This is a genomic window from Mycobacterium scrofulaceum (assembly GCF_002086735.1).
Lineage (GTDB): Bacteria > Actinomycetota > Actinomycetes > Mycobacteriales > Mycobacteriaceae > Mycobacterium > Mycobacterium scrofulaceum.
Map to the genome: position 1 here is coordinate 374,643 of NZ_MVIJ01000001.1, position 17,826 is coordinate 392,468.

Here is a 17,826-nt window from a genome sequence, read left to right on the forward strand (position 1 = left end):
CGGCGCAATGTGATACCCGTCATATGACCACTGGTCATACCAGGTAGAGAGGGGCACCGCATGACCACGAGGGACAAGTACACCGACGTGCCCTCCCCGTACTCGTGGGAAGTCCCGAGCGCCGGCAACGCGCGCTTCACCTGGGAGTACGACGAGGGGCGCGCCCGACTGCTGTCGCTGTACCAGAAGGGGAAAGACAAGCAGTGGGACGCGCAGTCGCGCATCGACTGGGCGCAGGACGTCGACCCGATGAACCCCGTCGGACTGCCCGACCAATTTCATCCGTTGTTCGGCAGCCCGATGTGGGACTCCGCAGACGACGCCCGCCGCTCTCAGATGCGCCAGCACTTCCAGGCCTGGCAGTTCTCGCAGTTCCTGCACGGCGAGCAGGGCGCGATGGTGTGCGCGGCCAAGATCGTCGAGGTCGTCCCGGACCTGGACGCGAAGTTCTACGCGGCCACCCAGACCATGGACGAAGCCCGGCATGTCGAGGCGTTCTCGCGGTTCCTGCAGGAGAAGGTGGACGTGGTCTACCCGATCAACAAGCACCTGACCGCGCTGCTGGACGACACCCTGCGCGACTCGCGCTGGGATATGCCCTATCTCGGCATGCAAGTGCTCATCGAGGGGCTAGCGCTCGCCGCCTTCGGCGTCCTGCGAGACATGGCCGCGCCGGAATCGCTGGCCAAACAGGTGCTGGCTTACGTCATGCAGGACGAGGCCCGGCACGTCGCTTTCGGCCGGATCTCGCTCAAGGACTACTACTCCGCGCTGACCGAGGCCGAACGGGACGAGCGCGAGGAGTTCGTCGTGGACGCCTGCTACCTGATGCGTGACCGGTTCCGCGGCGAGGAGGTCTTCGAGACGCTCGGCTTGGACGTCAAGGCGTGTGCCGAGTGGGTCGACACCTCGCCGCTGATGATCCAGTTCCGCTCGCACCTGTTCAGCCGCATCGTGCCGATCGTCAAGGACATCGGGTTGTGGGGCGACAAGGTGCAGAAGGCGTTCAGGGACATGGGTGTCCACGACATGGCCAACTTCGACATCGAGGCTCTGATGAAGGCCGACGAAGACCAAGCCGAAGCTCTGGACAAGGCACACGCCGAGATGGCCGACCGCGCCCTCGAGGTGGACCAGGTGATCGCGGCGGGCGCCAGCTAACGCAGGCCAGGTCCGACGATCGGGTGATTCGCCGGAGCTACGCGCGACTTTCCAAGTTTATTGCCGAAGTTTCCGCATTTATCGGCGGCCCGGAAGCAATTCCCCTGACATAGGGGACTTCGCAGTCTTGGCAGCCCCAGATCAACTTGTGCATGTAACAGCCCACACAAAATCCCAACGTGGCCTCCGACCACGTCAAGACAAAACAGACCGCAACGACAGCCGCCATCGCTACGGGCGACGCCCCAAAGAGGCGCATGGCGAGACACGTCGCCGCTAGACCGGCACCGAGCAACCAGGCAAAGCGTTTCGGCCGCGTCGGTTTCCACACCGGACGAATGTTCATGGTCAGCGCCGTGCCGAGAATGCCGGTGGGGCTGAACGGAGTTAGGCCTGTTACCGCCGCGGCCAACATATCGAACAGCACGAATGGGCCGACGATGATCACCGGATCGGTTTCCGGGCGCAAAAGCAATAACGCGATCGTGATTGCCGAGATGATATTGAGCAAACCGGCCCTCGCACGGGTCGCGACTTCGTTGATCCGCGGTTCCGTATGTGACTGCGTCATCTGTCCCATTGCCCACCACGGGGTATTGAGAAAAGCATGTTCGAGTGGGACCGGCCGACTAACCATCGATTGTTCCTAAAGAGGGTGAAACATTGGCATTCGCCAAATTGATAAGTGCTGATTAGTTTACCAGAACGGTAATGCGCGAGCCTTCGGACTTTGAGCCGTCGACATGACAGCGACAAGACGCAGTGATGCCAACCTGTTGCCCAGGGTGGCGACCAAGCTCCGGCTCAGCTGCCGAACGCCTTCGGCGGCGAGGCCCCCTCGGGCAACTCGCCCGGGTACGGCAGCGCGAGCGCCTCGCGTTGGGCGGCGAACAACTTGTCGCATGCCGCCAGCGCCACGTCGAGCAGCTTGTCCAGCGTCGAGCGGGGGAACGTCGCCCCCTCGCCGGTCCCCTGCACCTCCACGAGCGTCCCGGTGTCGGTGGCGACGACGTTCATGTCGACCTCGGCCCGAGCGTCTTCCTCGTACGGCAGGTCCACCCGGATCCGGCCGTCGACCACCCCGACGCTGACCGCCGCGATGGCACACGACAACGGCCGGGGATCGGAGAGCTTGCCGGCGGCCGCCAGGTACGTCACGGCGTCGGCCAGCGCCACGAAAGCACCCGTGATCGCGGCGGTGCGGGTGCCGCCGTCTGCCTGTAGGACGTCACAGTCGACGGCAATGGTGTTCTCCCCCAACGCCGCCAGGTCGATGCAGGCGCGCAGCGACCGGCCGATCAGCCGGCTGATCTCCTGGGTGCGCCCGGACGGTCGCCCCTTCACCGACTCGCGGTCGGAACGCGTGTGGGTGGCCGACGGCAACATCGCGTATTCGGCCGTCAGCCACCCCAGACCCGAGCCCTTGCGCCAACGCGGCACCCCGTCGGTGACGCTGGCGGTGCACATGACCTTGGTGTGGCCGAATTCGATGAGTACCGAACCCGCCGGGTGGTCGGTGAACCCGCGGGTGATGACTACGGGGCGGAGCTCGTCGTCAAGGCGGCCGTCTTCTCGTCTGGTCACGACGCCACCCTAACGCGGATGCTCAGACCCTCTCAGAGCGGCGGATATCGAACGTCTCGCCGCACACCACCGCGTGCACGGGGCCGTCGAACTCGGCCTTGGCCTCGCTGATCACGTCCTCGCGCGAGGTCCACGGCGGGATGTGGGTCAGGAGCAGCTCGCGCACGCCGGCCTGCGCCGCGATCCTGCCGGCCTCGGTGCCCGACAGGTGCAGAGCGGGCGGACGATCCGGCGAGTGCGTCCAGGAGGCCTCGCAGAGAAAGACGTCGGCGTCGCGGGCCAACTCGACAAGCTGGTCGCAGACGCCGGTGTCACCGCTGTAGACGAACGACGCGCCGGTGGAATCGGTGATCCGCATCCCGTAGGACTCCGTCGGGTGGGCCACCACCCGGGGCGTCACCGTCAGCGAGCCGAAGCTGACCGGTTCGCCGTCGACCCAGTGTCGAACGTCGAAAATGTCTGAGCAGTCGTCGATTTCGCCTCCGTACGGCGACGACGCGGCCCCGAGCCGAGACCAGGTGTCGCCCGGGCCGTACAGCAGCGCCTTGCCGTCCGGGCGCGACGGGTGATAGCGCCGCCACACGAACAGGCCGGGCAGATCCAGGCAGTGGTCGGCGTGCAGATGCGACAACAGCACGTGCACGGCGGCGGGGTCAGCGAACCGCTGAAGCGCGCCCAAAACACCGCCGCCGAAGTCGATGACCAACGGCGGAGTGTCCGGTGCCCGGAGCAGATATCCCGACGCGGGCGAATCCGGCCCCACCACGCTGCCCGAGCAGCCGAGCACGGTTATTCGCACGGACACTACTGTGCCATGCCCGATCCAACCGTGACGAAAACATCGCCGCATTGGTGTGATGAGAATCTCGCCGCCATCGGCCCGCTAGTCGATCCGCGCGTGGTGAACGGGTTGCACGCCGGTGACCGCGGGGCCCAGGAATCGCGCCGCCAGCTTGGTGAAGGCCTCGGGATCGCCGGTGGCTTCGAAGACCCGGGTAGCGGGCGGCGCGTCATGCGAGCGCAGCAGGTCGCGTTCGGTCAGCACCCGAAGCACCTCCTTCGCCGTTTCCTCGGCGCTCGACACCAACGTCACCTGCTCGCCCATCGCCAACTGGATCAGCCCGGACAGCAGGGGGTAGTGCGTGCATCCGAGCACCAGCGTGTCGACCTGCGCGCGTTGCAGCGGCTCGAGGTAACCCTCGGCCAGCCCGAGCACTTGACGGCCACTGGTCACGCCGCGCTCGACGAAGTCGACGAAGCGTGGGCAGGCGACCGCGGTGACCTCGGTGTCGCGCGCGGCGGCGAACGCGTCCTGGTAGGCATGCGAGTTGATGGTCGCCTGCGTGCCGATTACCCCGATGCGGCCGTTGCGCGTGGTGGCGACGGCACGCCGGACCGCCGGCAGGATCACCTCCACGACCGGCACGTCGTAGCGCTCGCGCGCGTCGCGCAGGCAGGCCGCCGACGCGGTGTTGCACGCGATCACCAACGCCTTGACCCCGCGCCCCACCAGGTCGTCGCCGATCGCCAACGCGTGCGCGCGGACTTCCGGGATGGTGAGCGGACCGTACGGCCCATGGCCGGTGTCGCCCACGTAGACGACGTCCTCGTCGGGCAGCTGATCGATAATCGCCCGCGCGACGGTCAGACCCCCGACCCCGGAGTCGAAGATCCCGACGGGAGCCAGCGACGAGCTCATGACTTGGCTCGCGGCGTGGCCGAGCCGGCCCTTGTCTTCTCGCGTGCCTTACGTTCCGGGGCGGACAGCCAATACGCGGCCACGACGCCGGCGATCGCGCCGCAGAGATGGCCCTGCCACGACACCCCACCGCACCTGCCGAGCACCGGCATGGCGCCCAGCAGCACGCCGCCGTAGGCGAACAACACCACCAGCCCGATCGCGATGTCGACGAACCTGCGCACGAAGATCCCGAACACCAGCAGAAAGGCGAGCCAACCGAAGATCAGGCCGGAGGCCCCGATGTGATCGGTCGGCCCGCAGGAGCTGCCCACGTCGCCGATGAGCCAGGTGCCGAAGCCGCCCAGGATCCACACGATCGCGGTGGCCCAGACGAACCGGCTCAGCCCGGCGAGCGTCATAAGGAATCCCAGGACCAACAGCGGGACCGTGTTGGCCATCAGATGCTGCCAATTGGCGTGTAAGACCGGGGCGAACACGATCCCCCACAGGCCGTGGGCCTCGAGCGGCCTGATGCCGTTGGCGTCCAGCGAGTGCCGCGTCAATTGGTCGACGAGCTCGATGAGGTAGAGCAACGCGACGAAAGTGAGGATCGTGGCCCCGCCCACGACCCACGCCGGCCGCCCCGGCTGAGCCGACGGTGTGCCGGAACGTCGCCTCCGGGTGGTCTTACCCATAGCTGCAGGTTACCGGCGCGACGGCGGGCGGGATCTCATCGGGGGAACGCCCCGGGCAACACATCGCGGTAGGTCGGGATCCCCGCCACCGGATCGGCGGCGAACACTCCGGCCAGCACGGCGCGGGCCACGCAGTCCGCCGCCGCGGCACCCGCCTCGGCCGCCAGCCGCATCTCCGGCGAAAACGAGCCCGGCGCGTCGGGCGGGGGTGGCACCTCGACCGCCCCGGTCGCGAGCGCGAACAGCGTGTCACCGTCGTACGGCGTGTGCGCCGGGCGAATGGTGTGCGCCAGGCCGTCCTGGGCGGCGACGGCAACCCGCCGGCACGCGGCCGGGCTCAGCGCCGCGTCGGTCGCCACCACCCCGATGACGGTGTTGAGCGGGTTCTCCAGCGCGCCCGACGCGGTCGGCAATTGCGCGAAGGCATCCACCTGCTCGGCCGGCGGTGGGCGCAGCCCGAACTCCCGGATCAGGTCCGCCATCCACGGCAGTCCGGTGGCCCGGTCGGCGACGTCGCCGGCGGAGTTCACCACCACCACCGCTCCGACGGTGACACCGCACGGCAGCATCGTCGACGCCGTCCCGACGCCGCCCTTGAAGACCCCTGCGCGCGCCCCGACGCCGGCGCCGACGGCCCCGACGGCCGGCGCGGCCTCGCCGTCCGCGGCGGCTTCGCACGCCCGGTAGCCGAACTCGGCCGTCGGGCGAAGCCCCCAGCCGCCGACGGGCAGATCGAAAATCACCGCGCCCGGGACGATGGGCACCACGCCGCCGTCGATCGCCACGCCGCGTTCTCGTTCCTCCAGCCAGCGCATCACGCCGTCGGCGGCGGCCAGGCCGTAGGCGCTGCCGCCCGCGAGCAGCACGGCGTCGACGTAACGGACGGTGTTGGCGGGGTCCAGCAGGTCGGTCTCCCTGGTGCCGGGCGCGCCGCCGCGGCAATCGACCGCGCCCACGGTTCCGGGCGGGGTCAGCACGACGGTGACGCCGCGGGCCCATCCGGCGCCCATGGCCGCGTCGGGGTCGAGCCGGTGATGGTGACCGACGCGGATGCCACCGACGTCGGTGATGGCGTTCATCCGGCCCCCGGCGCTCATCGCGGCCCCATGAGCACCAAGACCAGGTATTCCTGCAACACAGTCAGCCACTGGTAGACGTCGAAGTGCATGGCCAGCGGGTGGTCATCGGGCAGGCGCTCCGGGCCCTCCGGCCCCACCTCGAGCATGACTCCCAGCGTCAGCCGAATGTCGTTGACCGCGGCCACCCACGCGTTCGCATCGTCCTCGGTCAGGTCGAACCGCCCGCCGTCGTGGGGAACGGTGTCCAACAACCGTTGCGCGGCAAGGCGTTTGGCGTCGATGATTTCGGGTTCGTGCAGGCTGCGCAGCGCGGCGTTGAGGCTCTCGGCGACGTCGGAACCCGGGGCGTCATCGTCGTCGGGGTGGACGAAGTCGGGCAACAGCCGGCGCAGCGTCGGATCCTTCGGCGGATCGCTATTCCCCGTCTTTATGCCGGTGATCTCCTCCAGTTCGTCTGCGGGCGAAGAAGATTCACGCTCGTTGAGCAACCCGACCATGGCGGTCGCAAGGTTCTTCAGCAGCGCGGCCTCGTGCGGGGCCAAGGCGGACCGAAAACGGGGACCGTCCGCGGTCTCGACGCGCTTCCATTTGCGCACAGTTAATCGCCGAAGCCCTCGAAGATCACCGGTCCTGCTGCATGGTCGCCCACAAACCCGCGGCATGCAGCTTGGACACGTCGACTTCCATGGACTCCCGGCTGCCGGCCGACACCACCGCCTTGCCTTCGTTGTGCACCTGCAACATCAGCTTGGTGGCGTGCGGCTCGCTGTAGCCGAACAACTTTTGCAACACATAGGTCACGTACGTCATCAGGTTGACCGGGTCGTCCCACACGATGGTGACCCAGGGACTCGCCGTGGCGTCTACCGGAGCGGACTCGCGTTGTCCTGTAGTGCCCGGCTTAGTGGGCGCTGACATAACAACCATGCTCTACACGATACCGAGGGACCGGTGAGGTTTCCGAGCACCCGACGGCAGCCGATACCGTTATGGAATGAACGACCCGGTCGTAACTGGGCTGCTTACCGACAAGTACGAGTTGACGATGCTGGCGGCCGCGCTACGCGACGGCACAGCCGATCGCCCGACGACCTTCGAATTGTTCGCGCGACGGCTCCCCGAGGGGCGCCGCTACGGCGTGGTCTGCGGGACGGGCCGACTACTCGAAGCGTTGCCGCAGTTCGGCTTCGACGACGAGGCGTGCCAGTCGCTGGCGCATTTCCTCGACCCAGATACGTTGCGTTACTTGCGCGATTTCCGGTTCCGCGGCGACATCGACGGCTACGCCGAAGGCGAGCTGTATTTCCCCGGCTCCCCCGTGCTGTCGGTGACCGGCACGTTCGCCGAATGCGTCGTGCTCGAGACGCTGGCGCTGTCGATCTTCAATCACGACACCGCGGTCGCGTCGGCAGCGGCGCGAATGGTCAGCGCGGCAAGGGACCGTCCGCTGATCGAGATGGGATCGCGCCGGACCCACGAGCACGCGGCGGTCGCCGCGGCGCGCGCCGCCTACATCGCCGGCTTCGCCGCGTCCTCCAACCTCGAAGCGCAGCGCCGGTACGGGATCCCCGTGGAGGGCACCTCCGCGCACGCGTTCACCATGCTGCACGCGACCGGGGAACCCGCCGAAGTGACCGAGCTGGCCGCCTTCCGCGCCCAGGTCGACGCGTTGGGCGTCGAGACGACCCTGCTGGTGGACACCTACGACGTGACGACCGGCGTGGCCAACGCCGTGGCCGCCGCCGGGGAGTCGCTCGGTGCGGTCCGCATCGACTCCGGTGAGCTGGGCGTCCTGGCCCGGCAGGTGCGCGACCAGCTCGACGGGCTGGGAGCCACCGGCACGCGGATCGTGGTCTCCGGCGACCTCGACGAATTCTCCATCGCCGCCCTGGGCGCCGAACCGGTCGACAGTTACGGCGTCGGCACGTCCCTGGTGACGGGTTCGGGCGCGCCGACGGCGAACATGGTCTACAAACTGGTCGAGGTGGACGGGATGCCGGTGCAGAAGCGCAGCAGCCGCAAGGAATCCCGCGGCGGCCGCAAGGAGGCGCTGCGCCTGACGCGTGCGTCGGGCATCGTCACCGAGGAGCTGGTCCACCCCGCCGGCCGCCGACCGCCGGTCAACGAACCGTCGCGACCGTTGACCGTCCCGCTCGTGCGCGAGGGCGACGTGGTGGCCAAACCGAGTGTGGCGGCGGCGCGGGAGCTGGTAGCTTCCGGGCTGCGCAGTCTTCCGTGGGAGGGTTTGAACCTGTCGCAGGGCGACCCGGCGATCCCGACCACGCTGATCCCCGCAGGCCGCCATTAGCACCGCAGAGCAAAAGAGGGTAGCCACGTCCGAAGTGTCCGTGCCCGAGTTGCTGGCGACCGCCGTGGCCGCGCTGGGCGGCAGTGAACGCGGCGGCCAACTCGAGATGGCCAACGCCGTCGCGCAGGCGTTCGCAACCGGCGAGCATCTCGTCGTGCAGGCCGGCACGGGGACCGGCAAATCGCTGGCCTACCTGGTGCCCGCGATCGTGCGCGCCATCGACGACGACTCACCCGTCGTCGTCTCCACGGCGACCATCGCGCTGCAACGGCAGCTGGTCGACCGCGACCTGCCCAGGCTCATCGATTCGATCGCCGACACGCTCCCGCGCCGCCCGCAGTTCGCGCTGCTCAAAGGCCGGCGAAACTATCTCTGCCTGAACAAGATTCACAACGGCGGCGCCGATGCCGAGGAAGGCGACGGGGGCAGGCCTCAGGAGGAGCTCTTCGACCCCATGGCGGCCACCGCGCTGGGCCGCGACGTCCAACGGCTCACCGCCTGGGCGTCGACGACGGAGTCGGGTGATCGTGACGACCTGAAACCCGGTGTGCCCGAAAGGTCCTGGTCCCAGGTCAGCGTTTCGGCGCGGGAATGCGTCGGCGTGGCGCGCTGCCCGTTTGGCTCGGAGTGCTTCTCCGAACGGGCGCGCGGGCGGGCCGGCGCGGCCGACATCGTGGTCACCAACCACGCACTGCTCGCCATCGACGCCGTCGCCGAATCGGCGGTGCTGCCCGAGCACGCGCTGCTGGTGGTGGACGAGGCCCACGAGCTGGTGGACCGGGTGACGTCGGTGGCCACCGGCGAGCTGACGCCGGCCGCCCTGGGCGTGGCGGCCCGACGGATCGCCCGGTTGGTCAATTCGGAGCTGACCCAGCGGCTGGAGGCGGCGTCGGCCAACTTCGCCGCCGTGATCCACGACGGCACCCCGGGCCGCATCGACCGCCTCGACGAAGAGCTCGCGACCTACCTGACGGCCCTGCGCGATGCGGCGAGCGCGGCGCGCTCGGCGATCGACACCACGAGCGACGCGAAGGCGGCCGCGGCACGCGCCGAAGCGGTAGCGGGTCTGAGCGAGATCTCCGACACGGCCTCGCGGGTCCTGACGTCGTTCGCCCCGGCGATCGCCGATCGCACCGAGGTGGTGTGGCTGGACCACGAGGACACCAGGGGCTCGATGCGCCCGGTGTTGCGGGTGGCGCCGCTGTCGGTCGCGGGCCTGCTGCGCGACCGGGTGTTCTCCCGTTCCACCACGGTGTTGACATCGGCGACCCTGACCATCGGCGGGTCCTTCGACGCGATGGCCGCGGCGTGGGGCCTGACCGCCGCCGATACCGAAGTGCCCTGGCGCGGCGTCGACGTCGGCTCGCCTTTCCAGCACGCCAAGGCCGGAATCCTGTACGTGGCCGGCCACCTGCCCCCACCGGGCCGGGACGGCACCGGGTCGGCCGAGCAGCTGACGGAGATCGCCGAGCTGATCACCGCGGCGGGCGGGCGGACCCTCGGGTTGTTCTCGTCGATGCGGGCCGCGCGGGCCGCCGCGGAGGCCATGCGCGAGCGGTTGACGACACCGGTGCTGTGCCAGGGCGACGACAGCACCTCCGCGCTGGTCGAGCAGTTCAGCGCGGACCCGGAAACCTCGCTGTTCGGCACCCTGTCGCTGTGGCAGGGCGTCGACGTGCCCGGGCCGTCGCTGTCCCTGGTGCTCATCGACCGCATCCCGTTCCCGCGGCCGGACGACCCGCTGCTGGGCGCGCGGCAACGCGCGGTGGCCGCGCGCGGCGGCAACGGCTTCATGGCCGTCGCCGCCAGCCACGCCGCGTTGCTGTTGGCGCAGGGCTCGGGCCGGCTGTTGCGCCGCGTCACCGACCGCGGAGTGGTCGCTGTGCTCGACTCGCGGATGGTGACCGCCGGCTACGGCGGCTACCTGAGCGCCTCGCTGCCGCCGTTCTGGCAGACCACCAACCCGGCGCAGGTCCGCGCTGCGCTCGAGCGGCTACGCGCCGCGTCGGAGGGGCTGCCCGCCGAGGTCAGCGGGCCAGGGTGACCAGGCCCAGCTCGGTCGCGGAGGCCAGCAGCGGGTGGCGGGGCAGCACGCGCACCGTGTACCCGACCGCCCCCGCCAGCGGTAGCGACAGGGTGGTCGAGAACACCTGGTTGCCGCCCTCGGCGGTGCCGGTGTAGGACATCTCGACGGTGACGGGATCCAGCAGCGCGTCGCTGGCGTCCACCCGGCCCACCACCGCTTGGACCGTGACCTCGTCGGGCGCGAGCCCGTCCAGCGCCAGGGTGGCGGTCAGGGTGAGCTTGGAGCCGAGCACCGGGGTGTCCGGCAGCCCGGTGCTGTCGACGTCGGTGATGGTGATGGTGGGCCATGCCTGCTCGGCGCGCCGGCGATAGGCGGCCACCTCGCGCGCCGCGCCGAACTCGCCGCCGTCCGCACCGTCCTCGGCGGGCCCGACGATCCGGCGCAGCGACTGCGCCGCGTGGATGTAGTACTGCTGCACGTAGTCGCGCACCATGCGCGAAGCCAGCACCTTCGGGCCGAGCGTCTGCAAGGTGTGCCGCACCATCTCGATCCACCTCGGCGGCACCCCGTGTTCGTCACGTTCGTAGAACTTGGGCGCAACCGCGAGCTCCAGCAGGTCGTAGAGCGCGCTGGCCTCCAGGTCGTCGCGGCGCACCTCGTCGGTCACGCCGTCGGCCGACGGTATCTCCCAACCGTTTTCGCCGTCGTACCATTCGTCCCACCAGCCGTCTCGGATGGACAGGTTCAGCCCGCCGTTGAGCGCGCTCTTCATCCCGGAGGTGCCGCAGGCCTCCAGGGGCCGCAGCGGGTTGTTGAGCCAGACGTCGCAACCCCAGTACAAGAGCCGCGCCATGGACATGTCGTAGTCGGGCAGGAACGCGATGCGGTGGCGCACCTCCGGCCGGTCGGCGAAGCGCACCACCTGCTGGATCAGCGCTTTGCCGCCGTCGTCGGCCGGATGGGATTTCCCGGCGACGATCAGCTGAATCGGCCGGTCCTCGTCGAGCAGCAGGCGCTCGAGCCGCTCCGGGTCGCGCAGCATCAACGTCAGCCGCTTGTAGGTGGGAACCCGGCGGGCGAACCCGATGGTGAGCACGTTGGGATCGAAAGCCGTTGCGATCCAACCTAATTCGGCGTCGGACGCGCCGCGTTCGAGCCACGATTTGCGCAACCGGCGTCGGACGTCCTCGACCAACAGCGAGCGCAGCTGCGAGCGGATCCACCAGAGATGGCCCGCGTCAACCTGGTTCAGTCGCAACCAGACGCCGGGATCGCCGAAGGAGTCCGATCCGGCCAGCTCGCGCCCCAACTGCAGCCACTGCGGCGCCGCCCAGGTGCGCGCGTGAACTCCGTTGGTGATCGACCCGATCGGCACCTCGTCCGCGTCGAACCCGGACCACAACTCGTTGAACATGGCCCGGCTCACCTCGCCGTGCAGCAGCGAGACGCCGTTGGCCCGCTGCGCGAGCCGCAGGCCCATGTGCGCCATGTTGAACTTCGTCGGGTCGTCCTCGGCGCCGAGCGCCAGGATGCGGGCGGTCGGCACGCCCGGCAGCAGCGCGGGCTCGCTCTTGCCACCGGCCTTCTTCTTAACCGCCTCGTCCCCGACGTGCCCGTCGAAGTAGAGCCGCACCATCTCGATCGGGAACCGGTCGATACCGGCGGGCACCGGGGTGTGGGTGGTGAACACGGTGCTGGATCGCACGACGGCCAGCGCGGTGTCGAAGTCCAGTCCGGGCTCGGTCATCAATTCGCGGATGCGTTCGGCTCCGAGGAATCCCGCGTGCCCCTCGTTCATGTGGAACACCTCGGGCGCGGGCAACCCCGCGACGGCGGTGAACGCGCGGATCGCCCGCACCCCGCCGATGCCCGCCAGCAGCTCCTGACGCATCCGGTGCTCTTGGTCACCGCCATACAAGCGGTCGGTGATGTTGCGCAGGTCGTGCTCGTTCTCGGGGACATCGGAGTCGAGCAGCAGCAGCGGGACGCGGCCCACCTGCGCGACCCAGACTCGCGCGTGCAGGCGGGCGGAGTCGGGAAGCGCAAGTTCGACGAGGACCGCGTCGCCGGCGGCATCCGTGAGGAGGCGCAACGGCAACCCCTGTGGGTCCAGCGACGGGTACGTCTCGTTCTGCCAGCCATCCGCGGTCAGCGACTGACGGAAATACCCGGACCGGTAGTACAGCCCAACCGCTACCAGCGGCACCCCGAGATCGGAGGCCGCCTTCAGGTGGTCCCCGGCAAGGATGCCCAAACCGCCCGAGTAGTTCGGCAGCACCTCGGCGACGCCGAACTCCATCGAGAAATAGGCGATGGCCGTGGGCAGCGCCTGCCCTTCGGCCTGCTGCTGCTGATACCACAGCGGACGGCTCAGGTAGTCGTTCAGGTCGGCGGCCAACTGATCGAGCCGCCCGAGGAACGCCTCGTCGAGCGCCAACTCGTCGAGCCTCGCCGGGTTAACCGCGCCCAGCAACGCCACCGGATCGGAGCCGCACCGCTCCCAGAGCTCCGCGTCGACGGTCGCGAACAACTCCTGGGTCGGCTTGTCCCACGACCATCGCAAGTTGGCCGACAGCTGGTCCAAGGCGGCCAGCCGTTCGGGAAGGTGAGCACGGACGGTAAAGCGGCGGAGGGCTTTCACGCGTCCTTACCTTACTGAGGATTTCGCCCCGTGCACGGCGGCGGTGGAGACCGCTTTTCTCGTGAAGGGTGTGACCGGACACTAGGGTGGGTATCGGTTAGTTATTGGGGCCGCAACGGTGCTTCCCCGCAGAGGAAGTTCCCCGCGGCAGGGAGTTTCGCCAGACGAGTTTCGCCAGACGAGAGGCATCCGCGACGGAGCGAACCGCGGTTTGTCCGCACACAATGAGCCGGCGACGATGTGCCCGCGAAGCGGACCGAGTCGGAGGCCGGCAAATCGGAACGGAGTGTTGTGCCTGGTCGTGTCGAGATCGATAACGTCCAACCGGTAGTCTCCTGCGGCGCCTATCCCGCCAAGGCCGTGGTCGGTGAGACGATCCCCGTCAGCGCGGCGGTGTGGCGGGAGGGCCACGAGGCCGTCGCGGCGACCTTGGTCGTGCGCTACCTTGGGCCGCGTTATCCGCAGGTAACGGAAACCCGCCGGATCAAGGCGGTTCAGGCGCCCGCGAGGCTCGCCACCGAGGTCGACGGAAGCCTCGACCAGCAACGGGTCAAGCCGCTGCTGCTGCCGATGACGATGGGCGTCGAGCCGTACGTCTTCCACGGGCAATTCACGCCGGACCGGGTCGGCCTGTGGACCTTCCGGGTGGACGGCTGGGGCGACCCCATCGAGTCCTGGCGGCATGGCCTCGTGGCCAAGCTTGAGGCCGGTCAAGGGGAAACCGAGCTGTCCAATGACCTGTTGGTCGGCGCCGCGTTGTTGGAGCGCGCCGCGACGGGCGTGCCGCGTGCGCGGCGCGACCCGCTGCTCGCGGCCGCCGCCGCGTTGCGCAACCCCGGCGACCCCGTCACCCGGACCGCATTGGCCCTGGCGCCGGAGATCGACGAAATCCTGGCCGAGTATCCGCTGCGCGACCTGGTCACCCGCGGCGACCAATTCGGCGTATGGGTCGATCGGCCGCTGGCCCGCTTCGGCTCCTGGTATGAGATGTTCCCCCGCTCGACCGGCGGGTGGGACGCCGACGGCAAACCGGTGCACGGCACGTTCGCCACGGCGGCCGCCCAGCTTCCCCGCATCGCGGCAATGGGATTCGATGTCGTGTACCTGCCGCCGATCCACCCGATCGGCAAGATACATCGCAAGGGCCGCAACAATTCTCCGACCGCGTCGCCCGGAGATGTGGGTTCTCCGTGGGCAATCGGCAGCGACGAGGGCGGCCACGACGCCGTCCACCCGCAGCTGGGGACCATCGAGGACTTCGACGCCTTCGTCGCCGCGGCGCGCGAGCTGGGCATGGAGGTGGCGCTCGACCTGGCGCTGCAATGCGCGCCGGACCACCCGTGGGCGCGGGAACATCGCGAATGGTTCACTGAGTTGCCCGACGGCACGATCGCTTATGCGGAGAACCCGCCGAAGAAATACCAGGACATCTACCCGCTGAACTTCGACAATGACCCGGCGGGCCTCTATGACGAGGTGCTGCGCGTCGTGCTTCACTGGATGGATCACGGCGTCAAGTTCTTTCGGGTCGACAACCCGCACACCAAGCCGCCGGACTTCTGGGCGTGGTTGATCGCGCAGGTCAAGGGAATCGACCCCGACGTGCTTTTCCTGTCCGAGGCTTTCACGCCGCCGGCACGGCAGTACGGCCTGGCCAAGCTCGGGTTCACCCAGTCCTACAGCTACTTCACCTGGCGCACGGCCAAGCAGGAGCTCATCGAATTCGGTGCTGCCATCGCCGCCGCCGCAGACTTCCGGCGGCCCAACCTGTTCGTGAACACCCCCGACATCTTGCACGCGATTCTGCAGCACAACGGCCCAGGCATGTTCGCCATCCGCGCGGTCCTCGCGGCGACCATGGCCCCGGCGTGGGGCGTGTATTCGGGCTACGAGCTCTTCGAGCACCGCGCCGTGCGGGAGGGCAGCGAGGAGTACCTGGACTCGGAGAAGTACGAACTGCGGCCCCGCGACTTCGCAGGCGCTCTGGCCGAGGGGCGGTCGCTCGAACCGTTCATCGCGCGCCTCAACGAGATTCGCCGCCTGCATCCCGCGCTGCAGCAGTTGCGCACCATCCACTTCCACGCGGTGGACAACGACGCGTTGCTGGCCTACAGCAAGTTCGACCCGGCGACCGGCGACTGCGTGTTGGTGGTGGTGACGCTCAACGCGTTCGGCGCCGAGGAGGCCACCCTGTTTTTGGATATGGCGGCATTGGGTATGGAACCCTACGAGCGATTTTGGGTGCGCGACGAAATCACGGGGCAGGAATTTCAGTGGGGGCAAACCAATTACGTTCGTATCGACCCTGCGCGAGCGGTCGCGCATGTGATCAACATGCCACTGATCCCACTCGAGTCACGAACGACACTGCTCCGTAGACCACCGAACGGACCGGAGGGATTGTGACATGAGCCGAGCCGACCAACTCGCCACGACGCACCTGGCACCCGACCCCGCCGACATGTCGCGCCTGCTGGCCGGCACGCATTACAACCCGCACGGCATCTTGGGGGCCCACGAGTACGCCGACCACACCGTCATCCGGGCGTTCCGCCCGCACGCGGTCGAGGTGGTCGCACTCGTCGGTGAGGATCGCTACCCGCTGCAGCACATCGAATCCGGCCTGTTCGCCATCGCGTTGCCGTTCGTGAATTTGATCGACTACCGGCTGCAGGTGACGTACGAGGGTTCCGACCCGTACACGGTCGCCGACGCCTACCGCTTTCTACCCACCCTGGGCGAGGTCGATCTTTTCCTGTTCGGCGAGGGTCGCCACGAGCGGCTGTGGGAGGTCCTTGGCGCGCATCCCCGCTCGTTCACCACCGCCGACGGTGTCGTCCACGGAGTGTCGTTCGCGGTGTGGGCGCCCAACGCCAAGGGCGTCAGCCTGATCGGTGAGTTCAACGGCTGGACGGGCAGCGACGCGCCCATGCGGTCGTTGGGCTCCTCGGGGGTCTGGGAGCTGTTTTGGCCCGACTTCCCGATCAACGGGCTGTACAAGTTTCGCGTGCACGGCGCCGACGGCGTGGTGACCGAGCGGGCCGATCCCATGGCCTTCGCCACCGAAGTGCCGCCGCACACCGCCTCCCGCGTGACGCGCAGCGAATACACCTGGCGGGACGCCGAGTGGATGGAACAGCGGGCCCAACGCAACCCGGTGTTCGAGCCGATGAGCACCTACGAGGTTCACCTGGGCTCGTGGCGCCCCGGGCTCGGCTACCGGCAGCTCACCGACGAGTTGACCAACTATGTAGTGGAACACGGGTTCACCCATGTGGAGCTTCTGCCGGTCGCCGAGCACCCGTTCGCCGGATCGTGGGGCTACCAGGTCACGTCGTACTACGCGCCGACATCGCGCTTCGGCACGCCCGACGAATTCCGGGCGCTGGTGGACGCGCTGCACCGCGCCGGCATCGGCGTCATCGTCGACTGGGTACCGGCACACTTCCCCAAAGACGCCTGGGCGCTGGGGCGGTTCGACGGCACCCCGCTCTACGAGCATTCCGATCCCAAGCGTGGCGAGCAGTTGGACTGGGGCACCTATGTCTTCGACTTCGGCCGCAACGAGGTGCGCAACTTCCTGGTGGCCAACGCGTTGTACTGGCTCGAGGAATACCACGTCGACGGCCTACGGGTCGACGCCGTCGCGTCCATGCTGTACCTGGATTACTCACGGCCCGAGGGCGGCTGGACGCCGAACATCTACGGCGGCCGGGAGAACCTGGAGGCCGTGCAGTTCCTGCAGGAGATGAACGCCACGGTGCACAAGTCCGCGCCCGGCATCGTCACCATCGCCGAGGAGTCGACGTCGTGGCCCGGCGTCACCCGCCCGACAAACCTTGGCGGACTTGGCTTCTCGATGAAGTGGAACATGGGCTGGATGCACGACACGCTCGACTACATCAGCCGCGATCCGATCTACCGCAGCTTCCACCATCACGAGATGACGTTTTCGATGCTCTACGCGTTCAGCGAGAACTACGTGCTGCCGATCAGCCACGACGAGGTTGTGCACGGCAAGGGCACGCTGTGGGGGCGGATGCCGGGCAACAACCACGTCAAGGCCGCCGGGCTGCGCAGCCTGCTCGCCTATCAGTGGGCGCACCCCGGCAAGCAATTGCTCTTCATGGGGCAGGAATTCGGCCAGCGCGCCGAATGGTCCGAGGAACGCGGCCTGGATTGGTGGCAGCTCGACGAGCAGGGCTTCTCCAACGGTGTCCTGCGGCTGGTGCGCGACATCAACGCCATCTACCGCGGCCGCCCGGCGCTGTGGAGCCAGGACACCATCCCCGACGGATACTCGTGGATCGACGCCAACGACTCGGCCAACAACGTGTTGAGCTTTTTGCGGTACGGCAGCGACGGCTCGGTCATGGCGTGCGTGTTCAACTTCGCGGGCAGCGAACACAGCGGCTACCGACTCGGCCTGCCGTCCGCCGGCCGCTGGCGCGAAGCGCTGAACACCGATGCCACCGAGTACAACGGCACCGGCATCGGCAACATGGGTGGCGTCGACGCCACCGAGGACCCGTGGCATGGCCGGCCGGCCTCCGCGGTGCTGGTGCTGCCGCCCAACTCGGCCCTCTGGCTGGAGCCCGAGTAGATAGCACCGCGCGAGCAGACGCAAAATCGCGCTAGAACGCCAGCACGG

Annotated in this window: 14 protein-coding genes; 5 read left to right on the plus strand and 9 right to left on the minus strand. The window is 68.4% G+C overall.

Annotated elements, in window-relative coordinates:
• Positions 1 to 60 precede the first annotated feature (60 nt).
• Positions 61 to 1,161 (plus strand): ferritin-like domain-containing protein, encoded by a 1,101-nt coding sequence (locus BST44_RS01595; RefSeq protein WP_083174614.1) that lies wholly within the window; start codon positions 61 to 63, stop codon positions 1,159 to 1,161.
• A 37-nt stretch (positions 1,162 to 1,198) separates the two neighbouring features.
• On the opposite strand, the gene BST44_RS01600 is transcribed toward BST44_RS01595, so the two are convergent.
• The 8 genes from BST44_RS01600 to clpS form a co-directional block, all read right to left on the minus strand.
• Positions 1,199 to 1,732, minus strand: coding sequence for a DUF4395 domain-containing protein (locus BST44_RS01600; protein WP_083174757.1), 534 nt, complete (start codon positions 1,730 to 1,732; stop codon positions 1,199 to 1,201).
• Between the two features lie 233 nt (positions 1,733 to 1,965).
• Positions 1,966 to 2,745 carry a ribonuclease PH gene (gene rph / locus BST44_RS01605; RefSeq protein ID WP_083174615.1) on the minus strand — a complete coding sequence of 260 codons (780 nt, stop codon included), beginning with the start codon at positions 2,743 to 2,745 and terminating at the stop codon, positions 1,966 to 1,968.
• A 22-nt stretch (positions 2,746 to 2,767) separates the two neighbouring features.
• A complete protein-coding gene (locus tag BST44_RS01610; RefSeq protein ID WP_083174617.1) occupies positions 2,768 to 3,550 on the minus strand; it encodes a cyclic nucleotide-degrading phosphodiesterase in 783 nt (260 codons plus the stop codon).
• Between the two features lie 78 nt (positions 3,551 to 3,628).
• Entirely contained in the window at positions 3,629 to 4,444 is an 816-nt protein-coding gene (gene murI, locus BST44_RS01615) for a glutamate racemase (protein ID WP_083174619.1), read from the minus strand.
• The gene (locus tag BST44_RS01620) at positions 4,441 to 5,121 is read right to left on the minus strand and encodes a rhomboid family intramembrane serine protease (RefSeq protein ID WP_083174621.1); all 681 of its coding nucleotides are present in this window, start codon (positions 5,119 to 5,121) and stop codon (positions 4,441 to 4,443) included. The genes murI and BST44_RS01620 overlap by 4 nt, the downstream gene beginning before the upstream one ends.
• A 35-nt stretch (positions 5,122 to 5,156) precedes the next feature.
• Entirely contained in the window at positions 5,157 to 6,200 is a 1,044-nt protein-coding gene (locus BST44_RS01625) for a P1 family peptidase (RefSeq protein ID WP_083174759.1), read from the minus strand.
• A gap of 14 nt (positions 6,201 to 6,214) precedes the next feature.
• A complete protein-coding gene (aosR, locus tag BST44_RS01630; RefSeq protein ID WP_083174623.1) occupies positions 6,215 to 6,796 on the minus strand; it encodes an oxidative stress transcriptional regulator AosR in 582 nt (193 codons plus the stop codon).
• A gap of 25 nt (positions 6,797 to 6,821) precedes the next feature.
• A complete protein-coding gene (clpS, locus tag BST44_RS01635; protein WP_083174625.1) occupies positions 6,822 to 7,127 on the minus strand; it encodes an ATP-dependent Clp protease adapter ClpS in 306 nt (101 codons plus the stop codon).
• Positions 7,128 to 7,194: 67 nt separating this feature from the next.
• Between clpS and BST44_RS01640 the strand changes: the two genes are divergently transcribed.
• Complete coding sequence (locus tag BST44_RS01640) at positions 7,195 to 8,508, plus strand: nicotinate phosphoribosyltransferase (protein WP_083174627.1); 1,314 nt, start codon at positions 7,195 to 7,197, stop codon at positions 8,506 to 8,508.
• A gap of 34 nt (positions 8,509 to 8,542) precedes the next feature.
• Complete coding sequence (locus BST44_RS01645) at positions 8,543 to 10,552, plus strand: ATP-dependent DNA helicase (protein ID WP_142274318.1); 2,010 nt, start codon at positions 8,543 to 8,545, stop codon at positions 10,550 to 10,552.
• Here the strand turns inward: BST44_RS01645 and glgP are convergent.
• Positions 10,536 to 13,175 carry an alpha-glucan family phosphorylase gene (gene glgP / locus BST44_RS01650; protein WP_083174629.1) on the minus strand — a complete coding sequence of 880 codons (2,640 nt, stop codon included), beginning with the start codon at positions 13,173 to 13,175 and terminating at the stop codon, positions 10,536 to 10,538. The genes BST44_RS01645 and glgP overlap by 17 nt on opposite strands.
• 291 nt (positions 13,176 to 13,466) lie before the next feature.
• Here glgP and BST44_RS01655 point away from each other — a divergent pair, with 291 nt between their 5' ends.
• Both BST44_RS01655 and glgB read left to right on the plus strand, forming a co-directional pair.
• Positions 13,467 to 15,581, plus strand: a complete 2,115-nt coding sequence (locus BST44_RS01655) for an alpha-1,4-glucan--maltose-1-phosphate maltosyltransferase (RefSeq protein ID WP_083174762.1) — start codon at positions 13,467 to 13,469, stop codon at positions 15,579 to 15,581.
• Between the two features lies 1 nt (position 15,582).
• Positions 15,583 to 17,778, plus strand: a complete 2,196-nt coding sequence (glgB, locus tag BST44_RS01660) for a 1,4-alpha-glucan branching protein GlgB (RefSeq protein WP_083174631.1) — start codon at positions 15,583 to 15,585, stop codon at positions 17,776 to 17,778.
• Positions 17,779 to 17,826 lie beyond the last annotated feature (48 nt).